The sequence below is a fragment of the Mycobacterium marseillense genome, from assembly GCF_010731675.1.
In the GTDB taxonomy this organism is placed as follows: Bacteria; Actinomycetota; Actinomycetes; order Mycobacteriales; family Mycobacteriaceae; genus Mycobacterium; species Mycobacterium marseillense.
Window position 1 is genome coordinate 2,080,202 of record NZ_AP022584.1, and the last position, 25,788, is coordinate 2,105,989.

A 25,788-nucleotide genomic window follows, 5' to 3' on the forward strand; every position below is an offset into this window, starting at 1 on the left:
ACCCGCACGAGCGCGCGTTGCGGCGCCGGACGTCGGCGCAGCCGTCGCAGGAGTCACAGCCGGGGGGAGGTCCGATAAGTGCCCGCCTAGCAGCGGCAACGGCGGCTCCCAGCGGGCGCGTGGGTCGTTGTCGCTGTGCGGCGGGCACTACGCCCGATGGTCCCGGGCGAGTGACGGCAGTGACAGCCGGGCTCAGGCTTCGGTCGCCAATGGGCTGGTCGCGACCTCGGTCCCGTCGGCCAACGCGGAGATCTCGAAGTCGGCGAAGACCGCGGGCGCGGCGCTCGCCAGCTGGCGCAGGCATTCGATGGCCAGCCGCCGGATCTCCACGTCGGCGTGCTCGCTGGCGCGCATGGCGATGAAGTGGCGCCAGGCCCGGTAGTTGCCGGTGACGACGATGCGGGTTTCGGTGGCGTTGGGCAGCACCGCGCGGGCGGCCTGGCGCGCCTGCTTGCGCCGCAACACCGCGTTCGGCTGGTCGGCGAATTTCGCCTCCAGCCTGGTCAGCAAGTCGGTGTAGGTGGCGCGGCTGGCGTCGGCGGCCGCGGCCAGGATCTGCCGCAGTTCGGGATCGTCTTCCAGACCGGGCGGCACGACGACGTGCGAGTCCGTCTCGGGGACGTAGCGCTGCGACAGCTGGGAGTAGGAGAAGTGCCGGTGCCGGATCAGCTCGTGCGTGCACGAGCGCGAGAGGCCGGTGATGTAGAACGACACACTCGCGTGCTCGAGCACCGAAAAGTGTCCGACGTCGATGATGTGCCTGATGTAGCCGGCGTTGGTCGCGGTCTTGGGATTGGGTTTCGACCAGCTTTGGTAGCAGGCCCGGCCGGCGAACTCGACCAGCGCGGGGCCGCCGTCGGCGTCGGTGCTCCACGGCACGTCCGGGGGCGCCAAGAACTCGGTCTTGGCGATCAGTTGCACGCGCAGCGGCGCGATCTCGGCCACGGCGCTCACCTTAGCCCGGCGACGATGCGCGCCGCGTAGCGGCGCGAGGAGGAGTCGGGCCATCAAGCGAAGGCGTGCCGGGCGGGATCCGCACCTTTCCGCAGACCAGTAACGGCAGCAACGCATCACGCAGGCCGGACAACCGGGCGCTTTCGGCGCGGCGGGCATGGCAGAGCGCGCCCAGGCCGGTGACCGTCCGCAGCGCCGCCGGACTCAGCCGGCGGACGTCGGGGACCCACACGTCGAGGAGGTCACGCGGCGGAATCCGCTGATGGCTGCCCGACGTCCCCGCGGCCCGCCGCTGCACGCGCAGCGCGACGTCGGGTTGCCGCAGCGCCGACCACAGCGCCGAGGAGTCGATACCGACGGGCCTGAGCACGGCGAACTCCGTGCTGGCCAGCGCCATTTCCGGCGGCAGGCTCACCACATTCCAGATCCGCGGAATCCGCGGGTTCAGCTTGGCGAACAGCACGCACGGCTCCGACAGGAGCAGCTTGCCGCTTTTCACCGACCGCCCTTCGACCAGGCGGGGTTTGGCCCCGGCGTCGAACGCCGGAAGGCTGAAATGCGCGACCCGCGCGGCGAACTGCCCCACGTTGCGGAACGCGGTCGACGGGACCGCCAGGCTCGACAGCCGCACGCGGTCCACCACCGATTCGGCATGGGCAACCATCAGGCGTTCGGCGGCCTCGATCACGCGGTCGTTGGCGGCGATCTTGTCGTCAAGGGCGCCGAGCAGCTCCGCGATCCGGTGTCGCTCGTCCGCCGCGACGGTCGACACCGAAACGTCGTGCAGGATCCGCTGATTGAGCAGGGGCTGCCCGGACCCGGATCGGTGATCGCTCAGCCGGCAGGTGTGCAGGGCGTAATACCAATAGCGCGTCTCCCCCGGGTCTTTCGCGCGGCACACCAGCGCGTTCTCGGTCACCCAGATGTCGGAGTCGCAGTAGCGCAAACTGCCGCAATAGGTTCCGACGCGGCCCACCACGATCAGCGGGCCGCCGGCGTTGTGCCGCGCGGCGGAGCCGATCGCTCCGTTGGCTCCGTAGACGGGAAAGCGCCCGTTCGGGGCGCGCACCGGTGCGCCGCTCCCGCTGCTGAAGTCGAGATGCTCGCCCAGGGTGGACTTCACCGCAACCGATCCACCTGCCGGCGCACCACTTGATCCAGGCGCGCGGAATCGTCGAGCGCCGCGAGCAACTCGTCGGTCAATCGCGCGATCTTGTCGCCGCTCGGCTCCCCGTCGTCTGGGGCGCTCGGCGCGTCCACGTAGCGGCCCGGCGTCAGGACGTGGCCCGCGGCCCTGATGTCGTCCAGCGACACGGACCGGCAAAAGCCCGGAACATCTTGGTAAACAATGCTTTTGGCGCGCGCGGACTGCGTGTCGCACCACGCGTGGTAGGTGTCGCCGATCCGGACGATCTCCTCCTGGGTCAGCGCGCGCTCCGCGCGATCCACCAGATAGCCGAGCTCTCGGGCGTCGATGAACAGCACCTGGCGCGACCGGTGGCCCTTGTCCATAGCGAAGAACCACAGGCACACCGGTATCCCGGTGCTGCGGAACAACTGTGCGGGCAGGGCGACCATGCACGACACCAGATCCGCCTCGACGATCCGCGCCCGGATGTCCCCCTCGCCCAGGACCTTCGAGGACATCGAGCCATTGGCCATCACGACGCCGGCCCTGCCGGCCGGCGCCAGTTTGGACAGGATGTGCTGGATCCACGCGTAGTTCGCGTTGGTCGCGGGCGGAACGCCGTAGCGCCAGCGCGGGTCGTCGATGTCGCGCGCCCAATCTTTGATGTTGAAGGGCGGATTGGCCATCACGTAGTCCATCTGCACGCCGGCGTGCAGGTCGGTGACGAACGTGTCGGCGCACCGCGCGCCCATACCGGAGTTGTCGATGTCGTGCACGGCGAGGTTCATTCGCGCCATGCGCCAGGTCTGTTCGACGCTTTCCTGACCGTAGACGGTGACTTTCGCGGGATCGCCGTCGTGCTCGGCGATGAAGTGCTCGGTCTGCACGAACATCCCGCCCGAGCCGCAGCACGGGTCATACACCCGGCCGCCGGCCGGTTCGAGCACCTCGACCAGCAGCCGCACGACGCTGGGCGGTGTGAAGAACTCGCCGCCCCGCTTTCCTTCCGCGCGCGCGAAATTTCCCAGGAAGTACTCGTACACCTCGCCCAGCAGATCGCGATGGCCGTCCTGCCCGCCGGATCCCACGGTGTCCAGAAGCTCGATCAGCTCGCCGAGGCGGCGCCGGTCGAGGTCTTCGTACAGCCGCGGCAGGCCCGCGGCCCGCATCGCGTCGTCGACGAGCCGGCCGATGTTGGCGGCTTTGGCGTTGTCCGCCAAGGCCTTCCAATCCGGCTCGGAGACGTGCCTGAGGAAGACCAGCCCGAGGACGACGTCCTTGTACTGGCCGGCCGACAGGGACCCCCGCAGGGTATTGGCCGCCTTCCACAGCGTGTCCTTGAGTTCCTTGTGCGTCGCGCGCATCAGCTGATCGTCCGCAGGTGGGTGGCCAGGTCCCCGCGGCCGGCCACGCTGAATCCCCCCAGGCCAAGCCAGGACGCCATGGACTGGAGTTCGCCGGCCAGCGCGGCGGCGACGCGCGGTTTGGGGGTGTCGGGCTCGGCGAACGCCCCGACCACGCGCAGCGAATCGGCCGACCGGTCGGCCTTGAGATCGACCCGCGCCACCAGCCGCCCGTCCATCAGCAGCGGCCACACGTAATAGCCGTACTGCCGCTTGGCGGCCGGCGTGTAAATCTCGATGCGGTAATGGAATTCGAAGAGCCGCTCGACGCGGGGCCGGAAGAAGATCAGCGGGTCGAACGGGCACAACAGTGCGGTGCCGCGATCGACGCGGGGCACCGTCCGGCCCGCGCGCAGGTAGGCGGGCGCGGACCAGCCGTCGACGTCGACGCGTTCGATGTCGCCGTCGGCCAGCAACTGAGCGATCGCCGGCTTGGCCTGGGCGGCCGACAGCCGAAAATAGTCGCGGATGTCGGCCTCGGTGCCCACGCCCAGCGCGGTGGCCGCGCGCAGCGTGAGTTCGCGGAGCGCCTCGCCGTCGTCGACCTCGCGCGCCAGCACCGCGGCCGGCAACACCCGCTCCACCAGGTCGTAGTGGCGGGCGAAGCCCACCCGGGTGGCCGTGGTGAGCACGCCGGACGAAAACAGCGCCTCGGCCACCCATTTGGTGTCGCTGCGCGTCCACCAGGTGCCCTTTTTGCGTCGCTGCGCCGACAATTTCGAGGCCAGATGGGCTTCGATCTGGCCGGCCGTGCTGGGCCCGAGTTCGGCGACGGCGGCCACCACCTCGTCGATCAGGCGGGGATTGGCCTTGACGATGTGGGTTCCCCACCGGCCGTGCCGATACTGGCGCATCCGCCAGCGCAGCAGCGGCCAGTCCTCGACGGCCATCAGTGCGGCCTCGTGCGCCCAGTACTCGGCCAGCAGCCGCGACGACCGCGGGCCCCAGGCCGCGCGGTCGAGCACGTCGCGGTCGTAGGGCCCGAGCCGGCTGAACACCGGCGCGTAGTGGGCGCGCACCGCGACCGACACCGAATCCAGTTGCAGCACTTGGATCCTGGATATCAGCCGCTTCAGGTGGGCACGGGTGATGGGGCCGTCGGGGCGGGGCTCGCTAAATCCTTGGGCCGCAACGGCAATCCGCCGGGCTTGAGCGGCGGAGAGCCTGCGGGTCGACACGGCGCCGAGAATACCGTCCCGAAGGCGCCCGTCGGTGGAGGCTAGCGGGAGCTCAGCTCGCGCGGGCCTTGCCGTCCAGGGGCGCCAGGGCGCCGTCGTCGTCCGGATTCTTCTGTTCCTTGTAGGCCGCCTCGAGTGCGGCCGGAACGCTGTCTAGGTCGCGGTAGACGCCCATCAGCTGTTCGAGGATCTCGATGCGCTGCGCGGTCGCTTCGTCGACCGCGCGCCGGGCCTTGTCACGGTAGTGATCGGCCCCCTGCTTGGCGTCACCGAGGAGCTGCTCGCACTCCCGCTCGGCGTTCTGGCGCGCCTCCTCGATCGCCGCTTGGGTTTCGGCGCGCATCTCGGCCAGTTCGGCGTCGAGCTTCTCCTTGGTCTCCGCGTATTCGGTTTCGAGCGCTTTCTGCTGGGCGGCCATGTCCGCGAGCACCTCGTCGCGTTTGCGTTCGGCGGCTTCGGCCTCGGCCTCCGCCGCCGCGATCAGCGCGTCCGCCTCGGCGCGCGCCTCGGCCTGCATCTCGGCGACCTCGTCGACGGCGCGCCGCAGCATCTTCGCCATCCGCTGCTGCATCGCATGCGGCGAGGGTGACGTGTCCGTGAGGACGGCCACTTCCTTGCGCAGCGCCGCGGTTTGCTCGCCGGATTCCTGCAGCCGGGCCCGCAGGCTCTCGACATCGTCAAGCAGCAGTTGCTGCTTGGTGGTCAACATCTCGATGTGGGCATCGACGGCGGCCGCGTCGTAGCCCATGAACTTTCGCGAGAACGTCTTCACGGGTTCGGTTATCACTGCAATTCCCCCTTTGTCCGGAAACGCCTGGTAGACCCTGTGCGACCGACCCCCCGAGTCCGAGTATGTCAGGTCGGGGCCGAGCGCGAGCAGGCGCGCAGGCTCAGCGACGGTAGCTGTGGAAGCGGTACCGCAGCCCGGAGCGGCTGGCCTGCCACTCCCCCGTCTCGCCCACCCAGGTGTCGTCCAGGGCGGGCGCCAGCGCGTCGTCGTCGTCACGGCGCAGGTCGAGCTCGATCTCGGTGACCTCGCACCGGGTCGCGTACGGCAGCGCGGCCAGATACACCTGCCCGCCGCCGATCACCCACATCGCGAGCTCACCCTCGGCCCCGGCGAGGGCCGCGTCCAGCGAGCCGACCACCTGCGCCCCCTCGGCGGCGAAGCCGTCCTCGCGCGACAGCACGACGTTGCGCCGGCCGGGCAGCGGACGCACCTTGGTCGGTAGCGAGTCCCATGTCCGCCGGCCCATCACCACGGTGTGCCCCATCGTCACCTCTTTGAACCGCGCAAGGTCTTCCGGAACGTTCCAGGGGATGCCGCCGCCACGCCCGATGACGCCGGAGGTCGACTGGGCCCACACCAGGCCCACCTCGGTGCTACGGGTCATACCGCGACGGGGGCTTTGATGGCCGGGTGCGGATCGTAGTTGCGCACGACGACGTCGTCGTAGGTGTAGTCGAAAATCGAATCCCGTTCGCCCAGAACGAGTTCCGGGTAGGGGCGGGGCTCGCGGCTCAGTTGCAGCCGCACCTGCTCGACGTGGTTGTCGTAGATGTGGCAGTCCCCGCCCGTCCACACGAATTCGCCGACCGACAGGCCGGACTGCGCGGCCATCATGTGCGTCAGCAGCGCGTAGCTGGCGATGTTGAACGGCACGCCCAGAAACAGGTCGGCGCTGCGCTGGTAGAGCTGGCAGCTCAGCCGCCCGTCGGCGACGTAGAACTGGAAGAAGGCGTGGCACGGCGGCAGCGCCATCTGCGGGATCTCACCGACGTTCCAAGCGGACACGATGATGCGCCGCGAGTTCGGGTCGGTGCGCAGCAAATCCAGGGCCGCGCTGATCTGATCGACGTGCTCGCCCGACGGGGTGGGCCAGGACCGCCACTGCACACCGTAGATCGGACCGAGATCGCCTGTGTCGCTTGCCCATTCGTCCCAGATGGTGACACCGTGCTCGTGTAGCCAGCTGACGTTGGAATCGCCACGCAGGAACCACAGCAACTCATAGACCACCGACTTGAGGTGCACCTTTTTGGTAGTGAGCAGCGGGAAGCCGGCCGACAGGTCATAGCGCAGCTGCTGACCGAACAGGCTTCGGGTTCCGGTGCCGGTGCGATCGGATTTGGCCGTTCCCGCATCGAGCACCAGGCGGAGCAGGTCCTCGTAGGGCGTCGGGATTGGCACGCGGTCAGCTTAGCGGCGATCGCGAGCGCGGCGAAGCCGGGCGCGGCGGGTCGGCGCCGATTTATCCAGCGGCGATCGCGAGCGCGGCGAAGCCGGGCGCGGCGGGTCGGCGCCGATGTTTTCGGGCGTCGCAGCGGGGAGTAGAACGGGTGCCATGCCGAATATCACCGACGTCGTCACCACCCCCGATGGCACCTGCACGGTGCACCTGTTCACCCCCGACGGTCCGGAATCCCAAGTCCCCTGGCCCGGTGTGGTCATGTATCCCGACGCCGGCGGCGTGCGGGACACGTTCGAGCAGATGGCCGCCAAGCTGGCCGGCTTCGGCTATGCCGTGCTGCTCCCGGACGTCTACTACCGCACCGCCGACTGGGCGCCGTTCGACATGGCGACCGTCTTCAGCGACCAGAAGGAACGCGGGCGCCTGTTTTCGATGATCGGCAGCGTCACCCCGGACCGGATGGCCGCCGATGCCACCGCGTTCTTCGACTACCTGGCCGCCCGCCCCGAGGTGTGCGGCGAACGCTTCGGCGTGTGCGGCTATTGCATGGGCGGGCGGACGTCGCTGATGGTCGCCGGCCGGGTGCCCGATCGGGTGGCCGCCGCGGCGTCCTTCCACGGCGGCGGCCTGGTAACAGACACCGACGACAGCCCGCACCTGCTGGCCGACCGGATGAGCGCGACGGTGTACGTGGGCGGCGCCCAGAACGACGCGTCGTTCACCGCCGATCACGCCGAACAGCTCGACAAGGCGCTGACGGCGGCCGGGGTCGAGCACACCATCGAGTGGTATGCGGCGGGCCACGGATTCGCCGTCCCGGACAACGCGCCGTATGACCCCGCGGCCGCCGAGCGGCACTGGGACGCGATGACGGGCGTATTCGCCGCGGCGTTACCGCGCTGAGGGTTGCCCGGCGCCGTCTAGCTCGGCGGCAGGTTCACCAACTCGGCCAGCCGGGCGCGGTGCCGGTAGCCGGTCCCGAACGCCAACTGGTCGCTCTTGGCCCGCTTGAGGTAGAGGTGCGCGGGATACTCCCAGGTCATTCCGATGCCGCCGTGCAGCTGTATGCATTCCTCGGCGGCGCGCACGGCGATATCGCTGCAGTAGGCCTGGGCGATGGCGGCCGCCGCGGCCGCGTCGTCGTCGGCCCGGGCGCAGGTGTCGGCCGCATAGCGGGCCGCGGCCGCCGCCGCCCCGACGTCGAACCACAGGTCCGCCAGCCGATGCTTGATCGCCTGGTAGGAGCCGATCGTGCGGCCGAACTGCCGGCGTTGCCGGGCGTAGTCCAGTGTGGTGTCGAAGCACCACTGGGCGACGCCGAGTTGCTCGGAGGCGAGCAGGGCAGCTCCGGCGAGGATGGCATCGGCGAGGGGCCCGTCGCCCGCTCCGACCTTCGAGGAAGGTGTACCCGAAAACGTCACGGCCGCAAGGGGTCTGGTCATGTCCAGCGCGAGCAGCGGCGACACCTGCACGCCCGCCGCGGCGCGGTCGACGGTGTGGAGCTCGAGCCCGTCCGGCCCGGCAACGGGCACCACCAGCAGGTCGGCCTCGCCGGCACCGGCCACCGCGGTGACCGATCCGTTGAGTCCGCTGGGTCCCCCGCTCACGCCGGTCACCGGGTCGCCGGGCGCGGTGGTCAGCGGCACCACCAACGCCGCGGTCAGCTCGCCCTGGGCCAGCGCCGAGACGGTCTGGGTGTCCCCGGCGCCCAGGAGCGCGACCGTGGCGAGGACCGCGCTGGACAAGAACGGCACCGGCGCGACGGCCCGGCCGATCTCCTCCATGACCACCGCGGCCTCGCGGGCGCTGGCGCCGGCACCGCCGAGCGACTCGGGAACCATCAGCCCGGCCACGCCCAGTTCGGTGGCCAGCGTGCGCCACACACCCGAGAAGTCTTGGGGTTGCGCGTCATACACGCCGGACACCGACTCAGGCGGACAACGCTCGGCGAACAGCTGACGCACGCCGGCCCGCAGCGCCTCTTCGGTGTCCGAGTAGAGCAGGTCCCCGGTCGGCACGCGCTGCGGGCTCATCGCGGCAGGTCCTTCCACGCGGCGTCCTTGTCGACGCGATGTTCACCCGGCAGGCCGAGAATCCGTTCGGAGATCGTGTTGCGCAGGATTTCTGACGTGCCGCCCTCGATCGAGTTGCCGCGCGCCCGCAGGTAGCGGTAGCCGGGCTCGCGGCCGACCAAGTCGACCGTCTCGGGGCGGCGCATGGTCCAGTCGTCGTAGTACAGGCCGGATTCGCCGTGCAGTTCGATCTCGAATCCCGAAATCGCTTGCGCCAGATCGGCGAACGCCACCTTCATTCCGGCGCCCTCCGGACCGGGCTGACCGGTGGCGGCCTGCTGGCGCAGCCGTTCACCGGCGAGCCGAAAGACCTCCGCGTCCACCCACAACCGCATCAGCTGGTCGTGCATGGCGGGGTCGCGCAGGGCCGGCTCGTCACGCCAGGCGTCGGCGACCTTGCCGATGTGGCCGCCCTCCCGCGGCACCCCGGCGCGCGAACCGATCGCGACCCGTTCGTTGTTGAGGGTGGTGGTCGCGACCCGCCAGCCACCGCCCTCAGGGCCGAGCCGGTTCGCGTCGGGCACCTGGACGTCGGTGAGGAAGACCTCGTTGAATTCGGCCTCCCCGGTGATCTGGCGCAGCGGCCGGATCTCGACTCCGGGTTGGGTCATGTCGCAGAGAAAGTAGGTCAGGCCTGCGTGTTTGGGCACGTTCGGATCGGTGCGGGCGACCAGGATGGCCATCTGCGCGTGCTGCGCCTGCGACGTCCACACCTTCTGCCCATTGACAATCCATCCGTCGCCGTCGCGGACCGCGCGGGTGGATACCCCGGCGAGGTCGGATCCGGCGCCAGGCTCGCTGAACAGCTGGCAGTAGATCTGCTCGCCGGCGAACAACGGGCGCAGGAACTTTCGCTTCTGCTCGTCGGTGCCGAACGCCGCGATGGTTGGCGCAGCCATGCCCATCCCGATGTAGTTCTTGGGGGTGCCGCCCACCGGCGCTCCGGCGGCGGCCAGTCGGGCGTCGACGCGCTCCTGCGCGGTGCGTGGCAGATCCAGCCCGCCGAAGCCCTGGGGCAGGTGCACCCAGGCCAGGCCCGCATCGTATTGCGCACCAAGGAATTCCCGCGGGTCACTGGCCTTCGGGTCGTGTTCGTCCAGCAGTGCCCGCACCCGCGCGTCCAGATCGGCCGCGTCGAAGGCGTTCATTGCCCGCCGCCGGGTGCGGACTGGAATCCCTGTGCGGCGCCCAGCAGTAGACCACCGTCGATGACCATGGTTTCGCCGGTGATCCAGCTCGCCGCGTCGGAAACAAGGAAGGCGACCGCCGCGGCCACGTCGATCGGTTCGCCGATGCGTCCGAGCGCGATCGACGACGCCAGCGGATCCTCGTGGTCCTTCCACAGCGCCTCGGCCAGCCTGGTGCGCACCACGCCGGGGCAGATCGCGTTGACCCGCACGCGCGGCGAAAGTTCCAGCGCCAGTTGCTTGGTGACGTGGATCAGCGCGGCCTTGGTGGCGTTGTACATGCCCATCGCCGGCGACTGGTGCATGCCGCCGATGGAGGCCGTGTTGACGATCGCCCCACCGTGCTCGCCCATCCACGACTTGACGACGAGCGAGGTCCACAGCAGCGGAGCCCACAGGTTGACGTCGAAGATCTTGGTGAACCGGGCGTGGTCCTGGTCGATCAGCGGACCGTACGCGGGGTTGGTTCCCGCGTTGTTGACCAGGATGTCGACGCTGCCGAAGCGCTCGAGCGTCATGTCCACGCAGCGCCGGGCCGCCTCCTCGTCGACCGCATGCGCCCCGACACCGACGGCCCGCTCACCGACCTGCGCGGCGGCCTCGTCGGCCGCCTCCTGCTTGCGGGCGGTCAGCACCACGTTGGCGCCGGCGGCCGCCAGCTGTTGAGCGATCGACAGGCCAATTCCGCGTGACGCGCCGGTGATGATTGCGGTACGGCCGGTCAGATCTTGTGAGGTCATGTCGTTGGCCTTCCGTTGTTTGCCACCGAATTTTATTCGCGATGTTTTGGACATGTGTTGAGGTGGTATGCCAGGCGCATGCTATCGAAATTGACACTCATGAAACCGCTGGTCGTCGCCGGGGCTGTCGCAGCGGCTATCGCCGCAGCGCCCGCGGCCGTCGCTGACGTTTCCGTCGCCGGACCCGCGCCGACCCACATCACGTTTAAGCAGGACCCGGGCGGCGGCGGCTGCGACGCCAACGGAAACTGCGGCTCGGGAGGCCAGTTCAACGGTCCCGGCGGCGGACCCGGTGGTCAGGGCTGCGTCCCGGGTGTGGGCTGCGGCTCCGGCGGCCAGTTCGCCGGCCCCGGCGGAGTGCCCGGCGGCACCGGCTGCCTGCCCGGCGTCGGCTGCGGCTCCGGCCACGGATAATCGCTCAAACCCGGTCAGCCTCCCGAGAGCCTGGTGATCCAGGCCCGGGAGGCTGACGGGTCTATCACGTCGTCCAGCTCGAACGTGGTGGCCGCACGCAATGCCTTGCCGTGCTCGTAGGCGGCGGCCACGAGGCGATCGAAGAGGTTCTGCCGTTCAGCAGGGTCCTCGACCGCGGCCAACTCCTTGCTGTAGCCAAGGCGCACAGCGCCTTCCAAGCCCATACCGCCGATCTCCCCCGTCGGCCAGGCGACGGTGAACTGGGGCGCGCGGAAGGAACCGCCGGCCATCGCCATGGCGCCGAGCCCATATCCTTTGCGCAAGATGATCATTCCCAGCGGCACGGTCAGCCGCGCGCCGAGCACGAACATCCGGCCGAAACGGCGAACCGCCGCCTGGGTCTCGGCATCGGGCCCCACCATGAAGCCGGGCGTGTCACACAACGAAATCACCGGCAGCCCAAACGATTCGCACAGTGTCAGGAAGTCGCCGGTCTTGTCGGCCGCCTCGGCATCGATCGCACCGCCCAAGTGGTGGGTGCTGTTGGCGATCAGCCCATAGGGCACCCCTTCGACGCGCACCAGCGCCGCGACGATGCCCACGCCATAGTCGGGCCGCAGCTCCAGCACCGATCCGACGTCGACGATCGCCTCGATCGCCCGGTGCACGTCGTAGGCGCGTAACCGGTTCTGCGGCACCACATGGCGGGCCAGGCGGGGATCGGGCGCTTCCCACTCACCCAGGCTGCCCTGAAAGTAGGACAGATAGTTCTTGGCCAGCGACACCGCGTGCGCCTCGTCCCGGGCGACCAGGCCGATCACGCCGTTGCGGCGCTGCACGCCGATCGGGCCGATCGCTTCCGGCGGGTACACGCCCAGCCCGCCGCCCTCGATCATCGCCGGGCCCCCCATCCCGATGTTGGCGTCCGGTGTTGCGATGATCACGTCGCAGACCCCGGCGAGCGCGGCGTTGCCGGCGAAGCATCGGCCGGACACGATCGACACCAGCGGCACCTCGCCGCGCAGTCCGGCCAGCATCCGGAAGGTCGGCACGTCCAGCCCGGCGACGCCGCCGACGTCGGTATCGCCCGGCCGGCCCCCGCCGCCCTCGGCGAACAGCACCACGGGTAGACGCTTTCGCGCGGCCAGGTCGAAGGCGCGGTCGGTCTTGGCGTGGTTGCGCATGCCCTGCGTGCCGGCCAGCACGGTGTAGTCGTAAGAGACCACGACGGCCTCGGCCGCGGCCCGGCCGAACCGCTGCGCGCCGATGGTCGCCAGGCCGGCTACCAGGCCGTCGGCCGGGGTGTTGGCGATCAGGTCGGCTTCCGAGCGGCGGCTGCGCTGCGCCGCGATGGCCAACGCGCCGTATTCGACGAAGCTGCCGGGATCGACCAGGTCGGCGATGTTCTCCCGCGCGGTGCGGCGACCCTGGTTGTGCCGCTTGGCGACGGCGGCCACACGGCCCTCGTCCAGCGTGAGCGCGTGACGCTGCGTCACCTCGTCGAGGTCGGCGCGCGGCCGGTCGAGATCGGTTGCGGCCGTGGCGGACCCGCCGTCCGCGCCCGCCTCGGTGCGGGTGAAGATCAGCAGCGGGTCGCCGGTGCCGACGACCTGCCCGGGCGTCACCAGAATCCGGACGGTCCGCAGGGTGTCCGGCGCGACGAGCACGTGCTGCATCTTCATCGCTTCCAGGACGACCAGCTGGCTTCCGGCGGCGCACTCGGCCCCTTCGGGCGCCACCTCGACCACGGTGCCGGCCAGCTGCGCGCGCAGCGCGTCCTCGCCGGGATAGAGCTCGACCGCCGTCGGCCGCGGCTCTTGCTCGTGCGACTGCGCGGCCCGGGCCAGCTCGGGAAGCTTGCCGTCGAGGAAACCCGTGCTCACCCAACCGGATTCGACCCGCTCCGTAGTCAGCAGCTCGCGGAGGAATCCGATGTTGGTGTGGATGCCTTCGATGCCGAACTCGGACAGGGCGGTGCCGGCCTTGCGGAGTGCCGCCGACCACGACGTCCCGCGCACATGGACGACGACCTTGGCCAGCAGCGAGTCGTACTGCGGGCTCACGGCCAGCCCCGGCCGGCCATAGGTGTCGACGCGCACGCCCGGCCCGCTCGGCGGGGTGAACACCGTCAGCGTGCCCGCCGACGGCACCACGGAAAAGTCGGGCCCGAACGTCTCCGCGTTGACCCTGAGCTGAATCGCGATGCCGCGCTGGGCGGCCGGCTCGCCGATGATTTCGAGGCCGTCGGAAGCGATCCCGGCCGGCAACCCCAGCCCGTAGAACGATGCGCCGCCGGCGATCGCCAGCTGGATGGCCACCACGTCGAGGCCGGTGGTTTCCTCGGTGACGGTGTGTTCCACCTGGATTCGCGGGTTGACTTCGAGGAAGACGAACTCCTCGCCGGTGACCAGGAATTCCACCGTTGCCAGCCCGCGCAGGCCCACGCGCGCGCACAGCCGCACCGCCGCCTGGTGCAGAGCCCGGCGTACGGCATCGGAAAGGCCTTGGGCGGGAGCTATTTCGACCAGCTTCTGGTAGCGGCGTTGGATGCTGCAGTCGCGATCGCCGACCGCCAGCGCGTGCGTCTGGTGACCGGCCGGCGCGGCGACGACCTGCACCTCGATGTGGCGGGCGTCGTCGAGCAGCGCCTCGGCGAACAGCGCCGCATCGCCGAAACCCAGCCGCGCCTCGGCCGCGCAGCGCTGGTAGGCGTCGTCGATCTGATCGGCGCTGTGCACCTTGCGCATTCCCCGCCCGCCACCGCCGGCCAGGGCCTTGAGCATGATGCCGCCGCCCTGGGCGGCGAAGAACGCCTTGACGTCTTCGACGCTGCTCGCCCCTTCGGTCGCGGGCAGCACCGGCACCCCGGCGGCCAGCGCGGCGCCGCGGGCCGCGGTCTTGTTACCGAGCAACCCGAGCACCCCGGGGTCGGGGCCGACGAATGTGAAGCCGCCGGCCGCGCACGCGTGGGCGAATTCGGCGTTCTCGCTGAGGAATCCGTAGCCGGGGTGGATGAGGTCCGCGCCGGAACTCTTCGCCACCGCCAGCACGGCGGACTGGTCCAGGTAGGCCTGCGGGCCGCCGCCGGGCAGCCCGATCGCCTCGTCGGCCGCGTGCACGTGCGGGCTCTGCGCGTCGTCGTCGGCGTAGACGGCGATAGTTCGCATGCCCAGTTCGGTTGCGGTGCGGATGATTCGCAGTGCGATCTCGCCGCGGTTGGCGACCAGCAGGCTCGCGCTCATCGCAGGGGCTCCCCCCACCGCACCTGTTCGCGGAGCCTCGCCTTGAGCAGCTTGCCGCCGGCATTGCGCGGCAGCGCCTCAGCGGCCACCGTGACGTATTGCGGCACTTTGAAGTCGGCCAGCTGGCCCCGGCAAATGCTCGAGCACCGCCGGCACGTCGATCTCGGCGTCGCCCCCGAACAACACCGCCCCCACCTTCTCCCCCATCACGTCGTCGGCGACGCCGAGCACGCAGGCGTCCGCGACACCGGGCGCCGCCAGCAGCACGGCTTCGACCTCGACGCTCGAGACGTTCTCGCCCCCGCGGTTGATGATGTCCTTGAGCCGGTCGATGAGGTGCACCCTGCCCGCGTCGTCGACCCGCACCACGTCGCCGGTGTGCAACCAGCCGTCGGCAAAGGTCGTTGCCGTGGCCTCGGGCCGGTTCCAGTAGCCGGCGGTGATGTTGGCGCCCCGGGTCACCAGCTCACCCACGCGGGGGTCGTCGCCGAACGGGATCACCCCGAGGTCCACCGACGGGACCGCGTACCCGACCGAGTCGGCGTGCTCGATGGCGTCGTCGTCGGGCAGCACCGTCATCAGCGAGGCCGACTCCGTCATGCCATAGCCGTTGAACACGGTGGCGTGCGGGAACGCGCTCTTCACCGACCGCACCAGCGACGGGGCGATCGGGGCCCCGCCGTATCCCACCCACCGCACCCCGGAGACGTCGGCCCCAGCGAAACCGCTGTGCCGCAACAACAGTGAGTAGACCGCCGGCACCGTCACCATGACCGAAACGCGCTCGGCGCCCAGGGCGGCGATCAGGACGTCGAGATCCAGCGTGGGCATGATCACCGACGCTCCCCCGAGCCGGGCGGCGGCCAAAAGCTGTGAATTGCAACCCGTCACGTGGAACAGCGGAACGGAGATGAGCGTCCGCATGCCCTCGCCGAGGTCCCGCGGCTGGCGCAGGCACCGGATCGCGTTCTCGGTGTTGGTCAGGAACGCCTCGTGCGTGGTCGGCACCCCTTTGGGGTGCCCGGTGGTGCCCGAGGTGTAGAACAGGGCGGCCACGTCGGCGCGGCCGAGTTCCTCGGTGACGTACGGCGGCCCGTCGGGCAGCGCGGCATCCGGCGCCAGATCCAGCCGCGCGCCCGAGTCGGACAGGACGAAGTCGACCTCCGGTTGCGCGGAGCGCGTATTGACCGCCACCGCAACGCCGCCGGCCATCACGACGCCCCAGAACGCGAGCGCCCAGTCGATCCCCGCGGGGTAGCGCACCGCGACCCGGTCGCCCTCTTTCACGCCGGCCACCCGCAGTCCACCGGCCACCCGCGCCGCGCGGTCCCAGAGTTGCCGGTACGTCAGCCGGCCGGCGCCCAGCTCGACCAGGGCCTCGCTGTCCGGTCGGGCGTCGACGTGTTCGGCGAGCATGTCCAGCAGGGTGGCGGGCAGCCCGTCGTAGCGCGGGATCCCGTCGCGGCCGCGGGACACCCCGACCGTCGGGAACGGGTTGCGGTCGCGCGCGATTTCGATCACTGGAGGCATACCCGGTCCTTACTCTCCGGTGTCCTATCGTGATAGCGGTGACGAACGATTCCGCCATCATGCCCGAGGCGTTTTTCACTGTAGACGGCGACTCCTATGTTCCGGGCACGATGACGCAAGGGCCGTGGGGCGCGGCCATGGGCGGCCAGATCGTCGGCGGCCTGTTGGGTTGGGGCATAGAGCAATCCGGCGTCGACCCGGACCTGCAGCCCGCCCGGTTCACGGTCGACCTGTTGCGCCCGGCGCTGATGTTGCCGGTGCAGATCCGGACATCGGTCCTACGGGAGGGTCGGCGCATCAGGCTGGTCGACGGCGAGCTGGTCCAAAACGGCACGGTGGTGGCGCGGGCCAGCGCGCTGTTCCTGCGTCGCGGCGATCACCCCGACGGTCAGGTGTGGTCTTTCCCGGTCGAAATGCCCCCACTCCCGACCTCCTCGGACGGCTTCCCGGCCGAGATGCCGTTTCTCATCTGGGGGTACGGGGCGACCCGCGACGGCAGCCCGGGCATCGCCGCCGGCGAATGGGAGCAGTCCGACTCCCAGAAGTTCGCGTGGGCCAGGGTCTTTCGGCCGATGGTGCAGGGTTACCCGCTCACCCCGTTTACCCGCCTGGCGTTCGTCGGTGACATCACGAGTTCGCTCACCCATTGGGGCACCGGCGGATTGCGCTACATCAACGCCGACTACACCGTGACCGCGAGCCGGTTGCCCGACGGTGAATTCCTCGGCCTGGCCGCCCAGAGTCACTACGGCACGGCCGGGGTCGCCACCGGGGCGGCCACCCTGTTCGACCGGCACGGCCCGATCGGCACCAGCTCGGCGCTGGCCCTGGCGCAGCCGGCCGACGCGTTCAAGCCGACCTACGAGTAGCTCCGCGTCACTCCATCAACTGAGCGGCGACCGTGGCGCCGAGCTCCCAGCACGCCTGCAGCCGCTCCTTGTCGGGCTTGCCCGAAACCACCACCGTCTCAGCGGCTTTGGACCACCCCAGCCCGGTCGTGATGGTGTCGACCGCGCGCTCGGCGCCCTCGGTGCCCTCGTTGCCGTGCAGGTACAGCCCGAAGGGCCGCCCGCGGGTGGAGTCGAGCAGCTGGTAGTAGGAGCAGTCGAAGGCGTGCTTGAGGGCACCCGAGATGTAGCCGAGATTGGCCGGGCTGCCCAGCAGGTAGCCGTCGGCGGCCAGCATCTCGGCCGGCGAGACCGTCAGGGCCGGGCGCCGCAGCACTTCCACGCCCTCGATCTCGGGGTCGGTCGCCCCGGCGACGACCGCCTCGAACATCTCGTGCGTGTGCGGCGACGGCGTGTGGTGCACGATCAGCAGCGTCTTACTCATGGTGGCCCTGCAGGGTCACGGCCGTCTTCATCGCTTCGCGGGCGCGGCGGCGATCCCCCGCATAGTCGTAAGCGCGAGCCAGCCGGTACCAGCGCCGCCAGTCGTCGGGGTGGTCTTGCACCTCGGTGCGCACCGTGGCGAACAGCGCGTCGGCCGCGCCGCGCTGGATGCGGCCCGACGGCCGGCGCGGCAGCGCGCTGGTGTCCAGTTCCATTCCGTCGGCGGCGATCAGGCGCGCGAGCCGCTGGTGCGCGAACCCCGCACGCAGGGTCGCGATCATGGCCCACAGGCCGATGACCGGCATGATCAACACCGCCAGCCCGAGGCCGACGGCGGCGGCCCGGCCGGAGGCGATCATCGCGACGGCCACCCGCCCCAGCAGCGCGAAGTACACCAACAACGCGACGCACATGAAGGCGACGAGCAGTTGGGTGCGCAGCGCTTTGGTCATGGCAGATTCAGCTCATTGCAGATTGAGCAGGGGCTCCAAGCCCACCGTCAGGCCGGGGTGTTCCTTGATGCGCCGCACGGCCAGCAGCACACCGGGGACGAACGAGGTCCGGTCGATGCTGTCGTGGCGGATGGTCAGCGTCTCCCCCTCGGTGCCGAACAGGATCTCCTGGTGAGCGACCAGACCGGCCAGGCGCACGGAGTGCACCGGGATCCCGTCGACGTCGGCGCCCCGCGCGCCCGGCAGGCTGGTGCTGGTGGCGTCGGGGTTGGGCGGCAAGCCTTTTCGTGACTCGGCGATCAGTTTGGCGGTGCGCGTCGCGGTGCCCGACGGGGCGTCGGCCTTGTGCGGGTGATGCAGCTCGATCACCTCGGCCGAGTCGAAAAAGGGCGCGGCCTGCTTGGCGAAGTGCATGGACAGCACCGCCCCGATCGCGAAGTTCGGCGCGATCAGCACCGAGGTTTTCGGGTTCTCGGCGAGCCAGGCTTGAACCTGCTGCAGGCGCTCGGCGGTGAAGCCCGTCGTGCCCACGACGGCGTGAATCCCGTTGCCGATGAGGAACTCCAGGTTGCCCATCACCACGTCAGGGTGGGTGAAGTCGATGACCGCCTCGGTGTCGCCGTCGGTCAGCAGGCTCAGCGGGTCACCGGCGTCCACTTCGGCGGACAGCGTCAGATCCTCGGTGGCCCGCACGGCGGCCACCATCGTCGATCCGACTTTTCCCTTGGCTCCCAGCACTCCGACCCGCATGGCTTTCACCCTAGCCGGGGTGCTTTTATCCACAGTCCGTGGTTTATCCACAGATGTCGCGTCGGCCGTTTTCCCTCCGCACGGCCGCGCATAAAATTCGAACATGCATTCGATCGAGGTTCCGGGTGGGGCGGCCGACGTCATGGCCGCGCTGGACGCCGCCGACGCGGCGGTCCGCGGGCTGAACTTCGATCTCTTGGACTCCGTCGTCCGGCTGCGCGTGCTGGAAAGGATGGAGACCTCACGCCGACGCCAGATCGCGGTCGGCCACGACGTGATCGCGGGCCTGGCGAAAGAGGACCCCGCCGCCATCGGTGGCCCGGTGCACAAGGTCGTCGCCGACTGGCTGCGGATCAGCTGCGCCGAGGCGTCCCGCCGCCTGCACGATGCCACCCAGCTCTCGCCGCGGCTGACCCTCACTGGTCAGGAGTTGCCGCCCGAATTGCCCGCCACCGCCGTGGCGTGGCGCGACGGTGCGCTCGACGGCCAGCACCTCCGGGTGATCCAGGGGTTCGTGCGCGATCTTCCGGAGTCCGTGCCCGTGGCCACGGCGGACGACGCCGAGCGGTTCCTGGCCGAACAAGCGAAGAAGCTGCGTCCCGATCAGTTGCAGAAGGCCGCACACCGCTACGCGCTGTCGATCAACCCGGACGGAAAATTCTCCGACCTCGACCGCGCCCGGCAGCGCGGCTTCACCTGGTGCGGCCAACGCGCCGACGGCATGAGCGTCGGAAAACTGGTCGCCTCCCCGGAGCTGCGCGCCAACTTCGATGCGTGGCTGTCCCACTTCGCGGCGCCCGGGATGTGCAACCCGGATGACGAAACACCCTGTGTCGAGGGCGAACCCGATGACGAGTGCGCGCGCCGCGACGGGCGCACTCCCTCCCAGCGCCGGCACGACGCCCTCAATGCGCTGGTGCGCGGCCAGCTGGGCGACCCGAAACTCGGCCAGCACAACGGATTACCGGTGGCCTTGATCGTGTCGACCACACTGCAGGAGCTGACGTCGGGCACCGGGCGCGCGGTCACCGGCGGCGGAACTCTGCTGCCCATGCGCGACGTGATCCGGATGGGCCGCCACGCCCACCACTATCTCGTCGTGTTCGACGAGCATTCCAGCCGCCCACTGTATCTCGGCCGGTCACGGCGCATTGCCTCACCGGATCAGCGCATCGTCCTCTACGCGCACGACCGCGGCTGCACCCATCCGGGCTGCGACGCGCCCGGCTATTGGTGCGAGGTGCACCACCTGAACGAATGGGCGGCTGGCGGAACGACCGATGCCGACAACCTCACCTTCGCCTGCGCGCCACACCACAAGCTGGTCGAAAAGGGCTGGCGGACGAGAAAGAACGCCCGCGGGGACACCGAGTGGATACCGCCGCCGCGGCTGGACCGCGGGGCTCGCACCAACGACTATCACCACCCCGAGCGCGGCATCGGCGACCGCGCCGGCCCCTGACTTCGCCTACGTGACGAACCGCCCGGCGAAGCCGCGCAGCGGCAGGTCGGCGCTGGTGATGAGCCCCGGCGGCGCCGCGATCACCGACTTGATCGCGGCGAGGGCGGGCATGCCGGTCACGGTCATGCCGATCGAGGCGAAGCTGTCCGGGTTGGACAGGTCCACGCCGGGCTTCGGAAAGATCATGTGCTTGTTGTAGATGCACGGATCGCCCTTGATCTGGGTGATGTAGCAGCCCTTGATGTTCCAGCTGGGATCGGTGTGCGGGGTCATCTGCCATTCCAGGTGCGTCTCGACCCGCGGCACGCCGTCGACCATGCCCTGGTACTTGATGTAGTTGCCGCCGAGCGAACCCTTGGGCAGCGTGTACCAGCCCAGGTCGACGTCCTTGGTGCAGGCGCCCAGCTCGTAGCTGAACGTGACCTCGTCGAGCGTGAGGTCGAAGCAGTCGGCCATCATGTACACGCTGTCGGCGAAGACGCGGGTGTACTTCTCGAGCTTCGACGGGATTTCCGGGTCGTCGACCGGCTGGCCGTAGCCCACCTCGATCCAGGTGTCCTTGGAGTGGTGGCACGACACGTCGACGGACTCGATGGTGGTGATGTTCTCGATGTCGGCGACATCGGCCGAGCACACCACGCCCAGAATCTGATTCAGCCCCGGGTTCATCCCGGTGCCGTAGAACGTCGCCCCGCCCTTCTCGGCGGCCTCGGCCAGCAGGCGGCTCACCGGTTTGCCCGACGGGTGCGGGTGGTTGGTGTCGCGATGCCAGCCGGTGATCCAGTCCGCGGTGGTGACGATGTCGATGCCCGCCTCGAGCACCTTGACGTAGAGGTCCTCGTCGGGGAACACACCGTGGAAGGTCAGCACGTCCGGCTTGGCGGCGATGATCTCCTCGATGGTCCCGGTGAACTTCACCCCGTTGGCCCCCACGCCCGCGAACTCGCCGGTGTCCTTGCCGACCTTCTCTGGCGAATAGCAGTGCACGCCAATGAGTTCGAGGTCGGGCTGGCTGGCGATCCGCCTGATCATCTCCGAGCCGACATTGCCGCTTCCGACCTGGAAGACGCGGACCGGTCCGGCGGGTGCATTCATTTCCATTCAGCCTTTCTGCGACGCTGCATAGACTTCGGCGGCGCTGCCACCGATCCCATCGGGATAGAACTGTTTGGCCCACTGGCGAATCGCCGTGAATCCCTCGTACTCGTCGGCGGCCAGTGCGGGTGGATCCGAATACCGTTGGTGCTGCCAGATCTCGATGTCCTGGGTGAACTGGCGGATCACTTCCCGCCCGAATTCGGTCGCCTTGAGTTCGGCGCGGGCCGCGTCTTTGGCAGGCGTTCGTCCGATGTAGACCATGAAGCGGACGTCGGAGGTGCGCTCGTCGACCGGGGTGATCGCCGAGATGGTGCGGTTGTCGATCATCCCCCAGCTCTTGGTCACCGCGATCCCCAGGCCGCCGTTGATCGCCTGCACGCCGCTGTTGACGTCCTCGATCTTCTGGCCGTCGTCGCCCTCGAAGGTGATCGTGAAATCGACATACGACACCGGCTCGACGAAATCATGACGGGTGAACACCGGCACGATCGGCGTCTGGTGCACGTACTTGAAATGCGCGAAGTCCACCCCGTTTTCCAGCACGTACTGCGGGTGCATCTCCAGCGTCTCGCGGTAGAGGCGCTGCTGCGGGTAGTAGTCGTCGGCGCTGCTGCCGTCGTCGAACGCGGCGAACACATCCGGCGGGTCGAAGTACGGTTCGCGGCGCTCGACGTCGTGCCAGATGTAGACCGACGCGTTGCGCTCCACCACCGGGTAGGTGCGCATGCGCCGGCCACGGTTGGGCCGGTCCTGGTACGGGATGCAGACGTTGCGACCCTCCTGGCTCCACTGCCAACCGTGGAACGGGCACTGCAGCACCTCGCCGACGACCGTGCCCCCATACCCCAGGTGCGCCCCGAGGTGCTCGCAGTAGGCGTTCATCACCGTGAGTTGACCGGACTCCGCGCGCCAGGCGACCATCTCGGAGTCGAAGTACTTCATCTTGTGCACGTCTCCGACGCCGATCTCGTCGGACCAGGCGACCTGGAACCAGCCGGTCGGCTTCATCGACAACGGCGGCTTAGCCATCGAGCCCTGCCATATCAGCTGCCCTCCCTCGGGTACGAATATAAGCCGCGCTCCCAAGAAATCAAAGTACCCTCTATGAAACGCCGCGAACGGTCCGGCCCGAGTGGATAAGATCGCCCAATGACACGCCCACGCAGCGGAGCCGGGATCGCGGGCCGCCGCCCGAACCGGCGTGGACACGCGACTCGCGAGAGCATGCTCGAGGCCGCGCTGCGCTCCCTGGCCTCCGGTGAGCCGGGCTCGGTGTCGGCCAACCGCATCGCTAAGGACATCGGCGCCACCTGGGGCGCGGTGCAGTACCAGTTCGGCGACACCGACGGGTTCTGGGCCGCGGTGCTGCACCGCACCGCCGAGCGCCGCGCCGCGACGTTCTCGACGCTGTCGACACCGATCTCGCCGGACGCCCCGCTGCGGGAACGCGTCGGCGCCATCATCGAAACCCTCTACAACGGACTGGCATCGGCGGATTCGCGCGCGATCGAGAACCTGCGGGCCGCGCTGCCGCGCGATCCCGACGAGCTCGAACGCCTCTTCCCGCGCACGGCCGCCGAGCTGTTTTCCTGGGGCAAGAGCTGGCTGGAGACCTGCCAGCACGCGTTCGCCGGGTTGGCCGTCGATCCCGACCGGGTCCGCGAGGTGGCCGCGCTGATTCCCGGCGCGATGCGCGGCCTGGTGTCGGAGCGCCAGCTGGGCTCCTACGCCGACCTCGACATGGCGCGCCGTGGGCTGACCAACGCGCTGGCCTCCTACCTGGAGCAGTCCCGGCTGTAACCGGCTCAGGCGTCGATGACCACCCGGTCGCCGTCGGCCCGCGACACGCACACCAGCATGCCGTCGTCGCCGGGCGAGGTGCGCCCCCGGTGATCCACCTGTCCGGCAAGCACTTTGACCCGGCACGTACCGCAGAAACCCTGCCGGCACGAGTAGGGCGTCGTCGGGTCCCGGTCGAGCATGACGTCGAGCGCCGTGCGATTGGCCGGCACCGCGAGCACCTGCCGGGAGCGCGCGAGCTCCAGCTCGAACGGAACCCCGTCGACCACCGGCGCCGGGCTGAACCGCTCGTAATGCAGTGGTGCGCCGGCATGTTCGTCGCGGGCGACCCGCACGGCTTCGAGCATGGCGCTCGGCCCGCACACGTAGACGGCCGTCGCCGGGCCGGCGTCGGCCAGCAGCTCCGCGACGGTCGGGAAGCGGCCATGCTCGTCGTCGGCCCACACCGTCACCCGCTCCGGGGCCACCGACACGACCTCGTCGAGCAGCGGCATGTACTCGCGGCTGCGCCCGGTATAGATTGCGCGCCAATCAATCCCGCGCCGCCCGGCCGCACGGATCATCGGCAGGATGGGGGTCACCCCGATGCCGCCGATCACGAACAACACGTCACGCTCGGCCGTGCCGAGATAGAACGCATTCCGCGGGCCCTCGAACTCGCACGTGTCGCCCACGCCGAAAGCCTCGTGCATCTCGATGGATCCGCCGCCGCCGTCGGCGATCCGGCGCACCGCGATGCGGTAGTCGGTGCGCCGCCCGGGCGGACCGCACAGCGAGTACTGCCGGCGCCGGCCCGAGGGCAACAGCACGTCGATGTGCCCGCCGGGCGTCCAGGAGGGAAGCAGCCCGCCGTCGGGGTCGGCCAACGTCAGCGCGACGACGTCGGGTGCGACGACCTCGCGCTTGGTTACGACCGCGGTCAGCTTGCGCTGCACCGGCTTCACCCGCGAGGGCTGCCACCTCGACACCGTCGCGAATCCCTCGAACACCGCCCGGATGCCCCACAGCAGCGACCCGAAGCGGTCGTGGTCGCGCCGACCGTACAGGTCGGCGGGCCTGCTGGCCCAAATGCTCTCCGGCACCAGTCCCCCTTCCGGCCCCACTACGTCTGCCGAATGTCCAAGCGCGCGAACAGCCGAACCGCCCCCGGGCTGATGCGCCGCATGGCGTAGCCGATCCGGGATTCGGCGGCGATCGGCAGCACCGCCGGACCGGTCTTGATGGCCTTCACGATCGCCTTGGCGGTCGCCTCGGGCGTGAAGTTGCGGCGCCGGTAGGCGGCGTCCGCCTTGCCCCGCGCGCGCTCCTGCTGCTGGGCGTCCATCCCGGCGTAGATCGTGCTCTTGGCGATGTTGGTGTTGACGAAGCCCGGGCACACCGCGGTGACGCTGATGCCCTCGTCGGCGAAGTCGGCGCGCAACGATTCGCTGAGCGCCAGCACCGCGGCCTTGGTGGTGCTGTAGGCGACCATCGACTTCGACGGCAGGAAGGCCGCCGCCGAGGCCACGTTGATGATCGTGCCGCCCTCGCCGCGCTCGACCATCTGCGCACCGAAGGCCCGGCTGCCGGAGATGACGCCGCCGACGTTGACCCCCATGATGTCTTCCCAATTCGCCGAGCTGGTCTCCAGGAAGCGGCCCGCCATCCCGATGCCGGCGTTGTTCACCAGGATGTCGACCACGCCGTGCTCGTTACGCACCTGTGCCGCAAGCTCGTTCATCGCGTCCTCGTCGCTGACGTCGACCTGGTAGACCGCGGCCTCCGCGCAGGCCGCGCGGACGGCATCGGCGGTCTCGGCGGCGGCGACCCGATCACGGTCGGCCAGCACGATCTTGCGGGCACCCCCGCGGGCCAGCTCCACCGCGGTGGCCCTGCCGATCCCGGCGCCGGCGCCGGTGACCAGGGCGAGTTTGCCGCATACCTCCCGGCGGACGCCGCGCACCTCGGCCACGGCGGGCGCGCCGGCGACCGTCCGGTCCACCCACTCGGCGGTCAGCCGGGCGATGACGTCGGGGCGCGAGGTCACCACCCAGTGCCCGCCCTCGATTGCAATCACCCTGGCGCCATCGGGAATTGCGCCGGTGAAGCGCTGCAGCGCGGGCGTCACGAAGACGTCCCTTCGCGGAACCAGGGTCTGCACGGCGACCGTCGTCGTCGGGAGCTGCGGGCCCGGCGCCAGCATGGGCGCGGGCATGTTCTGCCGGTACAGGTTGAGCCCGTTGACATAGTCGGTCACCGACCGCCTGGTTTCGTGGCGCTGGCTGCGGGTGCTCGAGCGGCCGATGCGCTCAAAGGCCTCAACGACTTTCACGCCGACCCTCGAGCGGAACGACAGCTCGGGCACCCCCGGGCACAAGAAGAAGCCGATGTAGCCCGACGAGATCAGCTGCCTGGCGACCCGGGCCACGGCCCGTGGCGTGCGCGCGGACCGCAGAAACGCCCCCGCGTACTGCAGGTGCGGGCCCGAGATCGACGTGAACGAGGCCACCTTGCGCATCACCGACTCGTCGGTGACCGCCGCCCACGCCTGGATCGAGCCCCAGTCGTGGCCCAACAGGTGCACCCGCCCGACGCCCAGGCTGTCGATCACCGCGTCGATGTCGGCGACAAGCTGTGCGAACAGGTACCCGGAACGCTGTGTGGGAGAGGACGATTCACCGGCGCCGCGCACGTCGTAGGCGACGACGTTGTACGGTCGGCCGGCCAGCTCCTGGGCCACGCCGTCCCAGACGTGGTGGTTGTCCGGAAAGCCGTGGATCGCCAGGATAGTCGGGCGCGCCGGGTCGATGTCGGTGTAGCGGTGCACGGCCAGCGTGACGCCGTCGCTGGCGGTGAGGCTCGACGTGGTGCCCAT

General features: G+C 69.7%; 23 protein-coding genes and 1 pseudogene. 5 read left to right on the top strand and 19 right to left on the bottom strand.

Annotated features, from left to right (window positions below):
- Window positions 1–192 precede the first annotated feature (192 nt).
- The 7 genes from thyX to G6N26_RS09250 form a co-directional block, all read right to left on the bottom strand.
- Window positions 193–945: an FAD-dependent thymidylate synthase gene (gene thyX / locus G6N26_RS09220; RefSeq protein WP_083017441.1), complete on the bottom strand. Its 753-nt coding sequence runs from the start codon at window positions 943–945 to the stop codon at window positions 193–195.
- 10 nt (window positions 946–955) lie between these two features.
- On the bottom strand, window positions 956–2,077 hold the full coding sequence (locus tag G6N26_RS09225; protein ID WP_083017378.1) for a restriction endonuclease subunit S: 1,122 nt from the start codon (window positions 2,075–2,077) through the stop codon (window positions 956–958).
- Window positions 2,074–3,447: an N-6 DNA methylase gene (locus tag G6N26_RS09230; protein ID WP_083017380.1), complete on the bottom strand. Its 1,374-nt coding sequence runs from the start codon at window positions 3,445–3,447 to the stop codon at window positions 2,074–2,076. The genes G6N26_RS09225 and G6N26_RS09230 overlap by 4 nt, the downstream gene beginning before the upstream one ends.
- Window positions 3,447–4,664, bottom strand: a complete 1,218-nt coding sequence (locus G6N26_RS09235; protein WP_067176522.1) for a winged helix-turn-helix domain-containing protein — start codon at window positions 4,662–4,664, stop codon at window positions 3,447–3,449. The genes G6N26_RS09230 and G6N26_RS09235 overlap by 1 nt, the downstream gene beginning before the upstream one ends.
- Before the next feature lie 52 nt (window positions 4,665–4,716).
- Window positions 4,717–5,451 (bottom strand): coiled-coil domain-containing protein, encoded by a 735-nt coding sequence (locus G6N26_RS09240; protein ID WP_083017382.1) that lies wholly within the window; start codon window positions 5,449–5,451, stop codon window positions 4,717–4,719.
- Window positions 5,452–5,554: 103 nt separating this feature from the next.
- A complete protein-coding gene (locus G6N26_RS09245) occupies window positions 5,555–6,058 on the bottom strand; it encodes a dihydrofolate reductase (RefSeq protein ID WP_083017384.1) in 504 nt (167 codons plus the stop codon).
- Window positions 6,055–6,855, bottom strand: coding sequence for a thymidylate synthase (locus G6N26_RS09250; RefSeq protein ID WP_083017386.1), 801 nt, complete (start codon window positions 6,853–6,855; stop codon window positions 6,055–6,057). The genes G6N26_RS09245 and G6N26_RS09250 overlap by 4 nt, the downstream gene beginning before the upstream one ends.
- Before the next feature lie 154 nt (window positions 6,856–7,009).
- On the opposite strand from G6N26_RS09250, the gene G6N26_RS09255 reads away from it, so the two are divergent.
- Entirely contained in the window at window positions 7,010–7,759 is a 750-nt protein-coding gene (locus tag G6N26_RS09255) for a dienelactone hydrolase family protein (protein WP_067176506.1), read from the top strand.
- 17 nt (window positions 7,760–7,776) lie between these two features.
- On the opposite strand, the gene G6N26_RS09260 is transcribed toward G6N26_RS09255, so the two are convergent.
- From G6N26_RS09260 to G6N26_RS09270, 3 genes are read right to left on the bottom strand one after another with little or no spacing between them, the layout of a single operon-like run.
- Window positions 7,777–8,874: an acyl-CoA dehydrogenase family protein gene (locus G6N26_RS09260; RefSeq protein WP_083017443.1), complete on the bottom strand. Its 1,098-nt coding sequence runs from the start codon at window positions 8,872–8,874 to the stop codon at window positions 7,777–7,779.
- An 11-nt stretch (window positions 8,875–8,885) separates the two neighbouring features.
- On the bottom strand, window positions 8,886–10,076 hold the full coding sequence (locus G6N26_RS09265) for an acyl-CoA dehydrogenase family protein (protein WP_083017388.1): 1,191 nt from the start codon (window positions 10,074–10,076) through the stop codon (window positions 8,886–8,888).
- Window positions 10,073–10,855, bottom strand: a complete 783-nt coding sequence (locus G6N26_RS09270) for an SDR family oxidoreductase (RefSeq protein ID WP_067176723.1) — start codon at window positions 10,853–10,855, stop codon at window positions 10,073–10,075. Before G6N26_RS09270 ends, G6N26_RS09265 begins: the two co-directional genes overlap by 4 nt.
- A gap of 99 nt (window positions 10,856–10,954) precedes the next feature.
- On the opposite strand from G6N26_RS09270, the gene G6N26_RS09275 reads away from it, so the two are divergent.
- Window positions 10,955–11,269, top strand: a complete 315-nt coding sequence (locus G6N26_RS09275; RefSeq protein ID WP_014380630.1) for a hypothetical protein — start codon at window positions 10,955–10,957, stop codon at window positions 11,267–11,269.
- A 14-nt stretch (window positions 11,270–11,283) separates the two neighbouring features.
- On the opposite strand, the gene G6N26_RS09280 is transcribed toward G6N26_RS09275, so the two are convergent.
- Window positions 11,284–14,511, bottom strand: coding sequence for an acetyl-CoA carboxylase family protein (locus tag G6N26_RS09280; protein ID WP_083017390.1), 3,228 nt, complete (start codon window positions 14,509–14,511; stop codon window positions 11,284–11,286).
- Window positions 14,508–16,041: pseudogene (locus G6N26_RS09285) on the bottom strand (class I adenylate-forming enzyme family protein). Before G6N26_RS09285 ends, G6N26_RS09280 begins: the two are co-directional and overlap by 4 nt.
- 59 nt (window positions 16,042–16,100) lie before the next feature.
- On the opposite strand from G6N26_RS09285, the gene G6N26_RS09290 reads away from it, so the two are divergent.
- Window positions 16,101–16,910 (top strand): thioesterase family protein, encoded by an 810-nt coding sequence (locus tag G6N26_RS09290; protein WP_095578257.1) that lies wholly within the window; start codon window positions 16,101–16,103, stop codon window positions 16,908–16,910.
- A gap of 7 nt (window positions 16,911–16,917) precedes the next feature.
- On the opposite strand, the gene G6N26_RS09295 is transcribed toward G6N26_RS09290, so the two are convergent.
- The 3 genes from G6N26_RS09295 to dapB are packed head-to-tail and all read right to left on the bottom strand — an operon-like array spanning window position 16,918 to window position 18,574.
- Window positions 16,918–17,373, bottom strand: a complete 456-nt coding sequence (locus tag G6N26_RS09295; protein WP_067176492.1) for a flavodoxin family protein — start codon at window positions 17,371–17,373, stop codon at window positions 16,918–16,920.
- Window positions 17,366–17,824, bottom strand: a complete 459-nt coding sequence (locus G6N26_RS09300) for a hypothetical protein (protein ID WP_083017394.1) — start codon at window positions 17,822–17,824, stop codon at window positions 17,366–17,368. The genes G6N26_RS09295 and G6N26_RS09300 overlap by 8 nt, the downstream gene beginning before the upstream one ends.
- Window positions 17,825–17,836: 12 nt before the next feature.
- Window positions 17,837–18,574: a 4-hydroxy-tetrahydrodipicolinate reductase gene (gene dapB / locus G6N26_RS09305; protein ID WP_083017396.1), complete on the bottom strand. Its 738-nt coding sequence runs from the start codon at window positions 18,572–18,574 to the stop codon at window positions 17,837–17,839.
- Between the two features lie 103 nt (window positions 18,575–18,677).
- Here dapB and G6N26_RS09310 point away from each other — a divergent pair, with 103 nt between their 5' ends.
- Window positions 18,678–20,036 (top strand): HNH endonuclease signature motif containing protein, encoded by a 1,359-nt coding sequence (locus G6N26_RS09310; protein ID WP_083017397.1) that lies wholly within the window; start codon window positions 18,678–18,680, stop codon window positions 20,034–20,036.
- Window positions 20,037–20,042: 6 nt separating this feature from the next.
- Here G6N26_RS09310 and G6N26_RS09315 read toward each other — a convergent pair whose 3' ends face one another.
- Window positions 20,043–21,131, bottom strand: a complete 1,089-nt coding sequence (locus tag G6N26_RS09315) for an NAD(P)H-dependent amine dehydrogenase family protein (protein WP_083017445.1) — start codon at window positions 21,129–21,131, stop codon at window positions 20,043–20,045.
- 6 nt (window positions 21,132–21,137) lie between these two features.
- A complete protein-coding gene (locus tag G6N26_RS09320) occupies window positions 21,138–22,163 on the bottom strand; it encodes a Rieske 2Fe-2S domain-containing protein (protein WP_083017399.1) in 1,026 nt (341 codons plus the stop codon).
- 120 nt (window positions 22,164–22,283) lie between these two features.
- On the opposite strand from G6N26_RS09320, the gene G6N26_RS09325 reads away from it, so the two are divergent.
- Window positions 22,284–22,934 carry a TetR/AcrR family transcriptional regulator gene (locus tag G6N26_RS09325; RefSeq protein WP_083017401.1) on the top strand — a complete coding sequence of 217 codons (651 nt, stop codon included), beginning with the start codon at window positions 22,284–22,286 and terminating at the stop codon, window positions 22,932–22,934.
- A 5-nt stretch (window positions 22,935–22,939) separates the two neighbouring features.
- Here G6N26_RS09325 and G6N26_RS09330 read toward each other — a convergent pair whose 3' ends face one another.
- Both G6N26_RS09330 and G6N26_RS09335 read right to left on the bottom strand, forming a co-directional pair.
- On the bottom strand, window positions 22,940–24,016 hold the full coding sequence (locus tag G6N26_RS09330; RefSeq protein ID WP_083017447.1) for a PDR/VanB family oxidoreductase: 1,077 nt from the start codon (window positions 24,014–24,016) through the stop codon (window positions 22,940–22,942).
- A gap of 20 nt (window positions 24,017–24,036) precedes the next feature.
- The gene (locus tag G6N26_RS09335; RefSeq protein WP_083017403.1) at window positions 24,037–25,788 is read right to left on the bottom strand and encodes an SDR family oxidoreductase; all 1,752 of its coding nucleotides are present in this window, start codon (window positions 25,786–25,788) and stop codon (window positions 24,037–24,039) included.

What these genes read in the sequence shown, in the direction of transcription:
- G6N26_RS09230 (WP_083017380.1), bottom strand. Translation starts at nt 3,447, where the DNA reads ATGCGCGCGACGCACAAGGAACTCAAGGACACGCTGTGGAAGGCGGCC.
- G6N26_RS09245 (WP_083017384.1), bottom strand. Translation starts at nt 6,058, where the DNA reads ATGACCCGTAGCACCGAGGTGGGCCTGGTGTGGGCCCAGTCGACCTCC.
- G6N26_RS09255 (WP_067176506.1), top strand. Translation starts at nt 7,010, where the DNA reads ATGCCGAATATCACCGACGTCGTCACCACCCCCGATGGCACCTGCACG.
- G6N26_RS09265 (WP_083017388.1), bottom strand. Translation starts at nt 10,076, where the DNA reads ATGAACGCCTTCGACGCGGCCGATCTGGACGCGCGGGTGCGGGCACTG.
- G6N26_RS09270 (WP_067176723.1), bottom strand. Translation starts at nt 10,855, where the DNA reads ATGACCTCACAAGATCTGACCGGCCGTACCGCAATCATCACCGGCGCG.
- G6N26_RS09275 (WP_014380630.1), top strand. Translation starts at nt 10,955, where the DNA reads ATGAAACCGCTGGTCGTCGCCGGGGCTGTCGCAGCGGCTATCGCCGCA.
- G6N26_RS09280 (WP_083017390.1), bottom strand. Translation starts at nt 14,511, where the DNA reads ATGAGCGCGAGCCTGCTGGTCGCCAACCGCGGCGAGATCGCACTGCGA.
- G6N26_RS09290 (WP_095578257.1), top strand. Translation starts at nt 16,101, where the DNA reads ATGCCCGAGGCGTTTTTCACTGTAGACGGCGACTCCTATGTTCCGGGC.
- G6N26_RS09295 (WP_067176492.1), bottom strand. Translation starts at nt 17,373, where the DNA reads ATGAGTAAGACGCTGCTGATCGTGCACCACACGCCGTCGCCGCACACG.
- G6N26_RS09300 (WP_083017394.1), bottom strand. Translation starts at nt 17,824, where the DNA reads ATGACCAAAGCGCTGCGCACCCAACTGCTCGTCGCCTTCATGTGCGTC.
- dapB (WP_083017396.1), bottom strand. Translation starts at nt 18,574, where the DNA reads ATGCGGGTCGGAGTGCTGGGAGCCAAGGGAAAAGTCGGATCGACGATG.
- G6N26_RS09310 (WP_083017397.1), top strand. Translation starts at nt 18,678, where the DNA reads ATGCATTCGATCGAGGTTCCGGGTGGGGCGGCCGACGTCATGGCCGCG.
- G6N26_RS09315 (WP_083017445.1), bottom strand. Translation starts at nt 21,131, where the DNA reads ATGAATGCACCCGCCGGACCGGTCCGCGTCTTCCAGGTCGGAAGCGGC.
- G6N26_RS09320 (WP_083017399.1), bottom strand. Translation starts at nt 22,163, where the DNA reads ATGGCTAAGCCGCCGTTGTCGATGAAGCCGACCGGCTGGTTCCAGGTC.
- G6N26_RS09325 (WP_083017401.1), top strand. Translation starts at nt 22,284, where the DNA reads ATGACACGCCCACGCAGCGGAGCCGGGATCGCGGGCCGCCGCCCGAAC.
- G6N26_RS09335 (WP_083017403.1), bottom strand. Translation starts at nt 25,788, where the DNA reads ATGGGCACCACGTCGAGCCTCACCGCCAGCGACGGCGTCACGCTGGCC.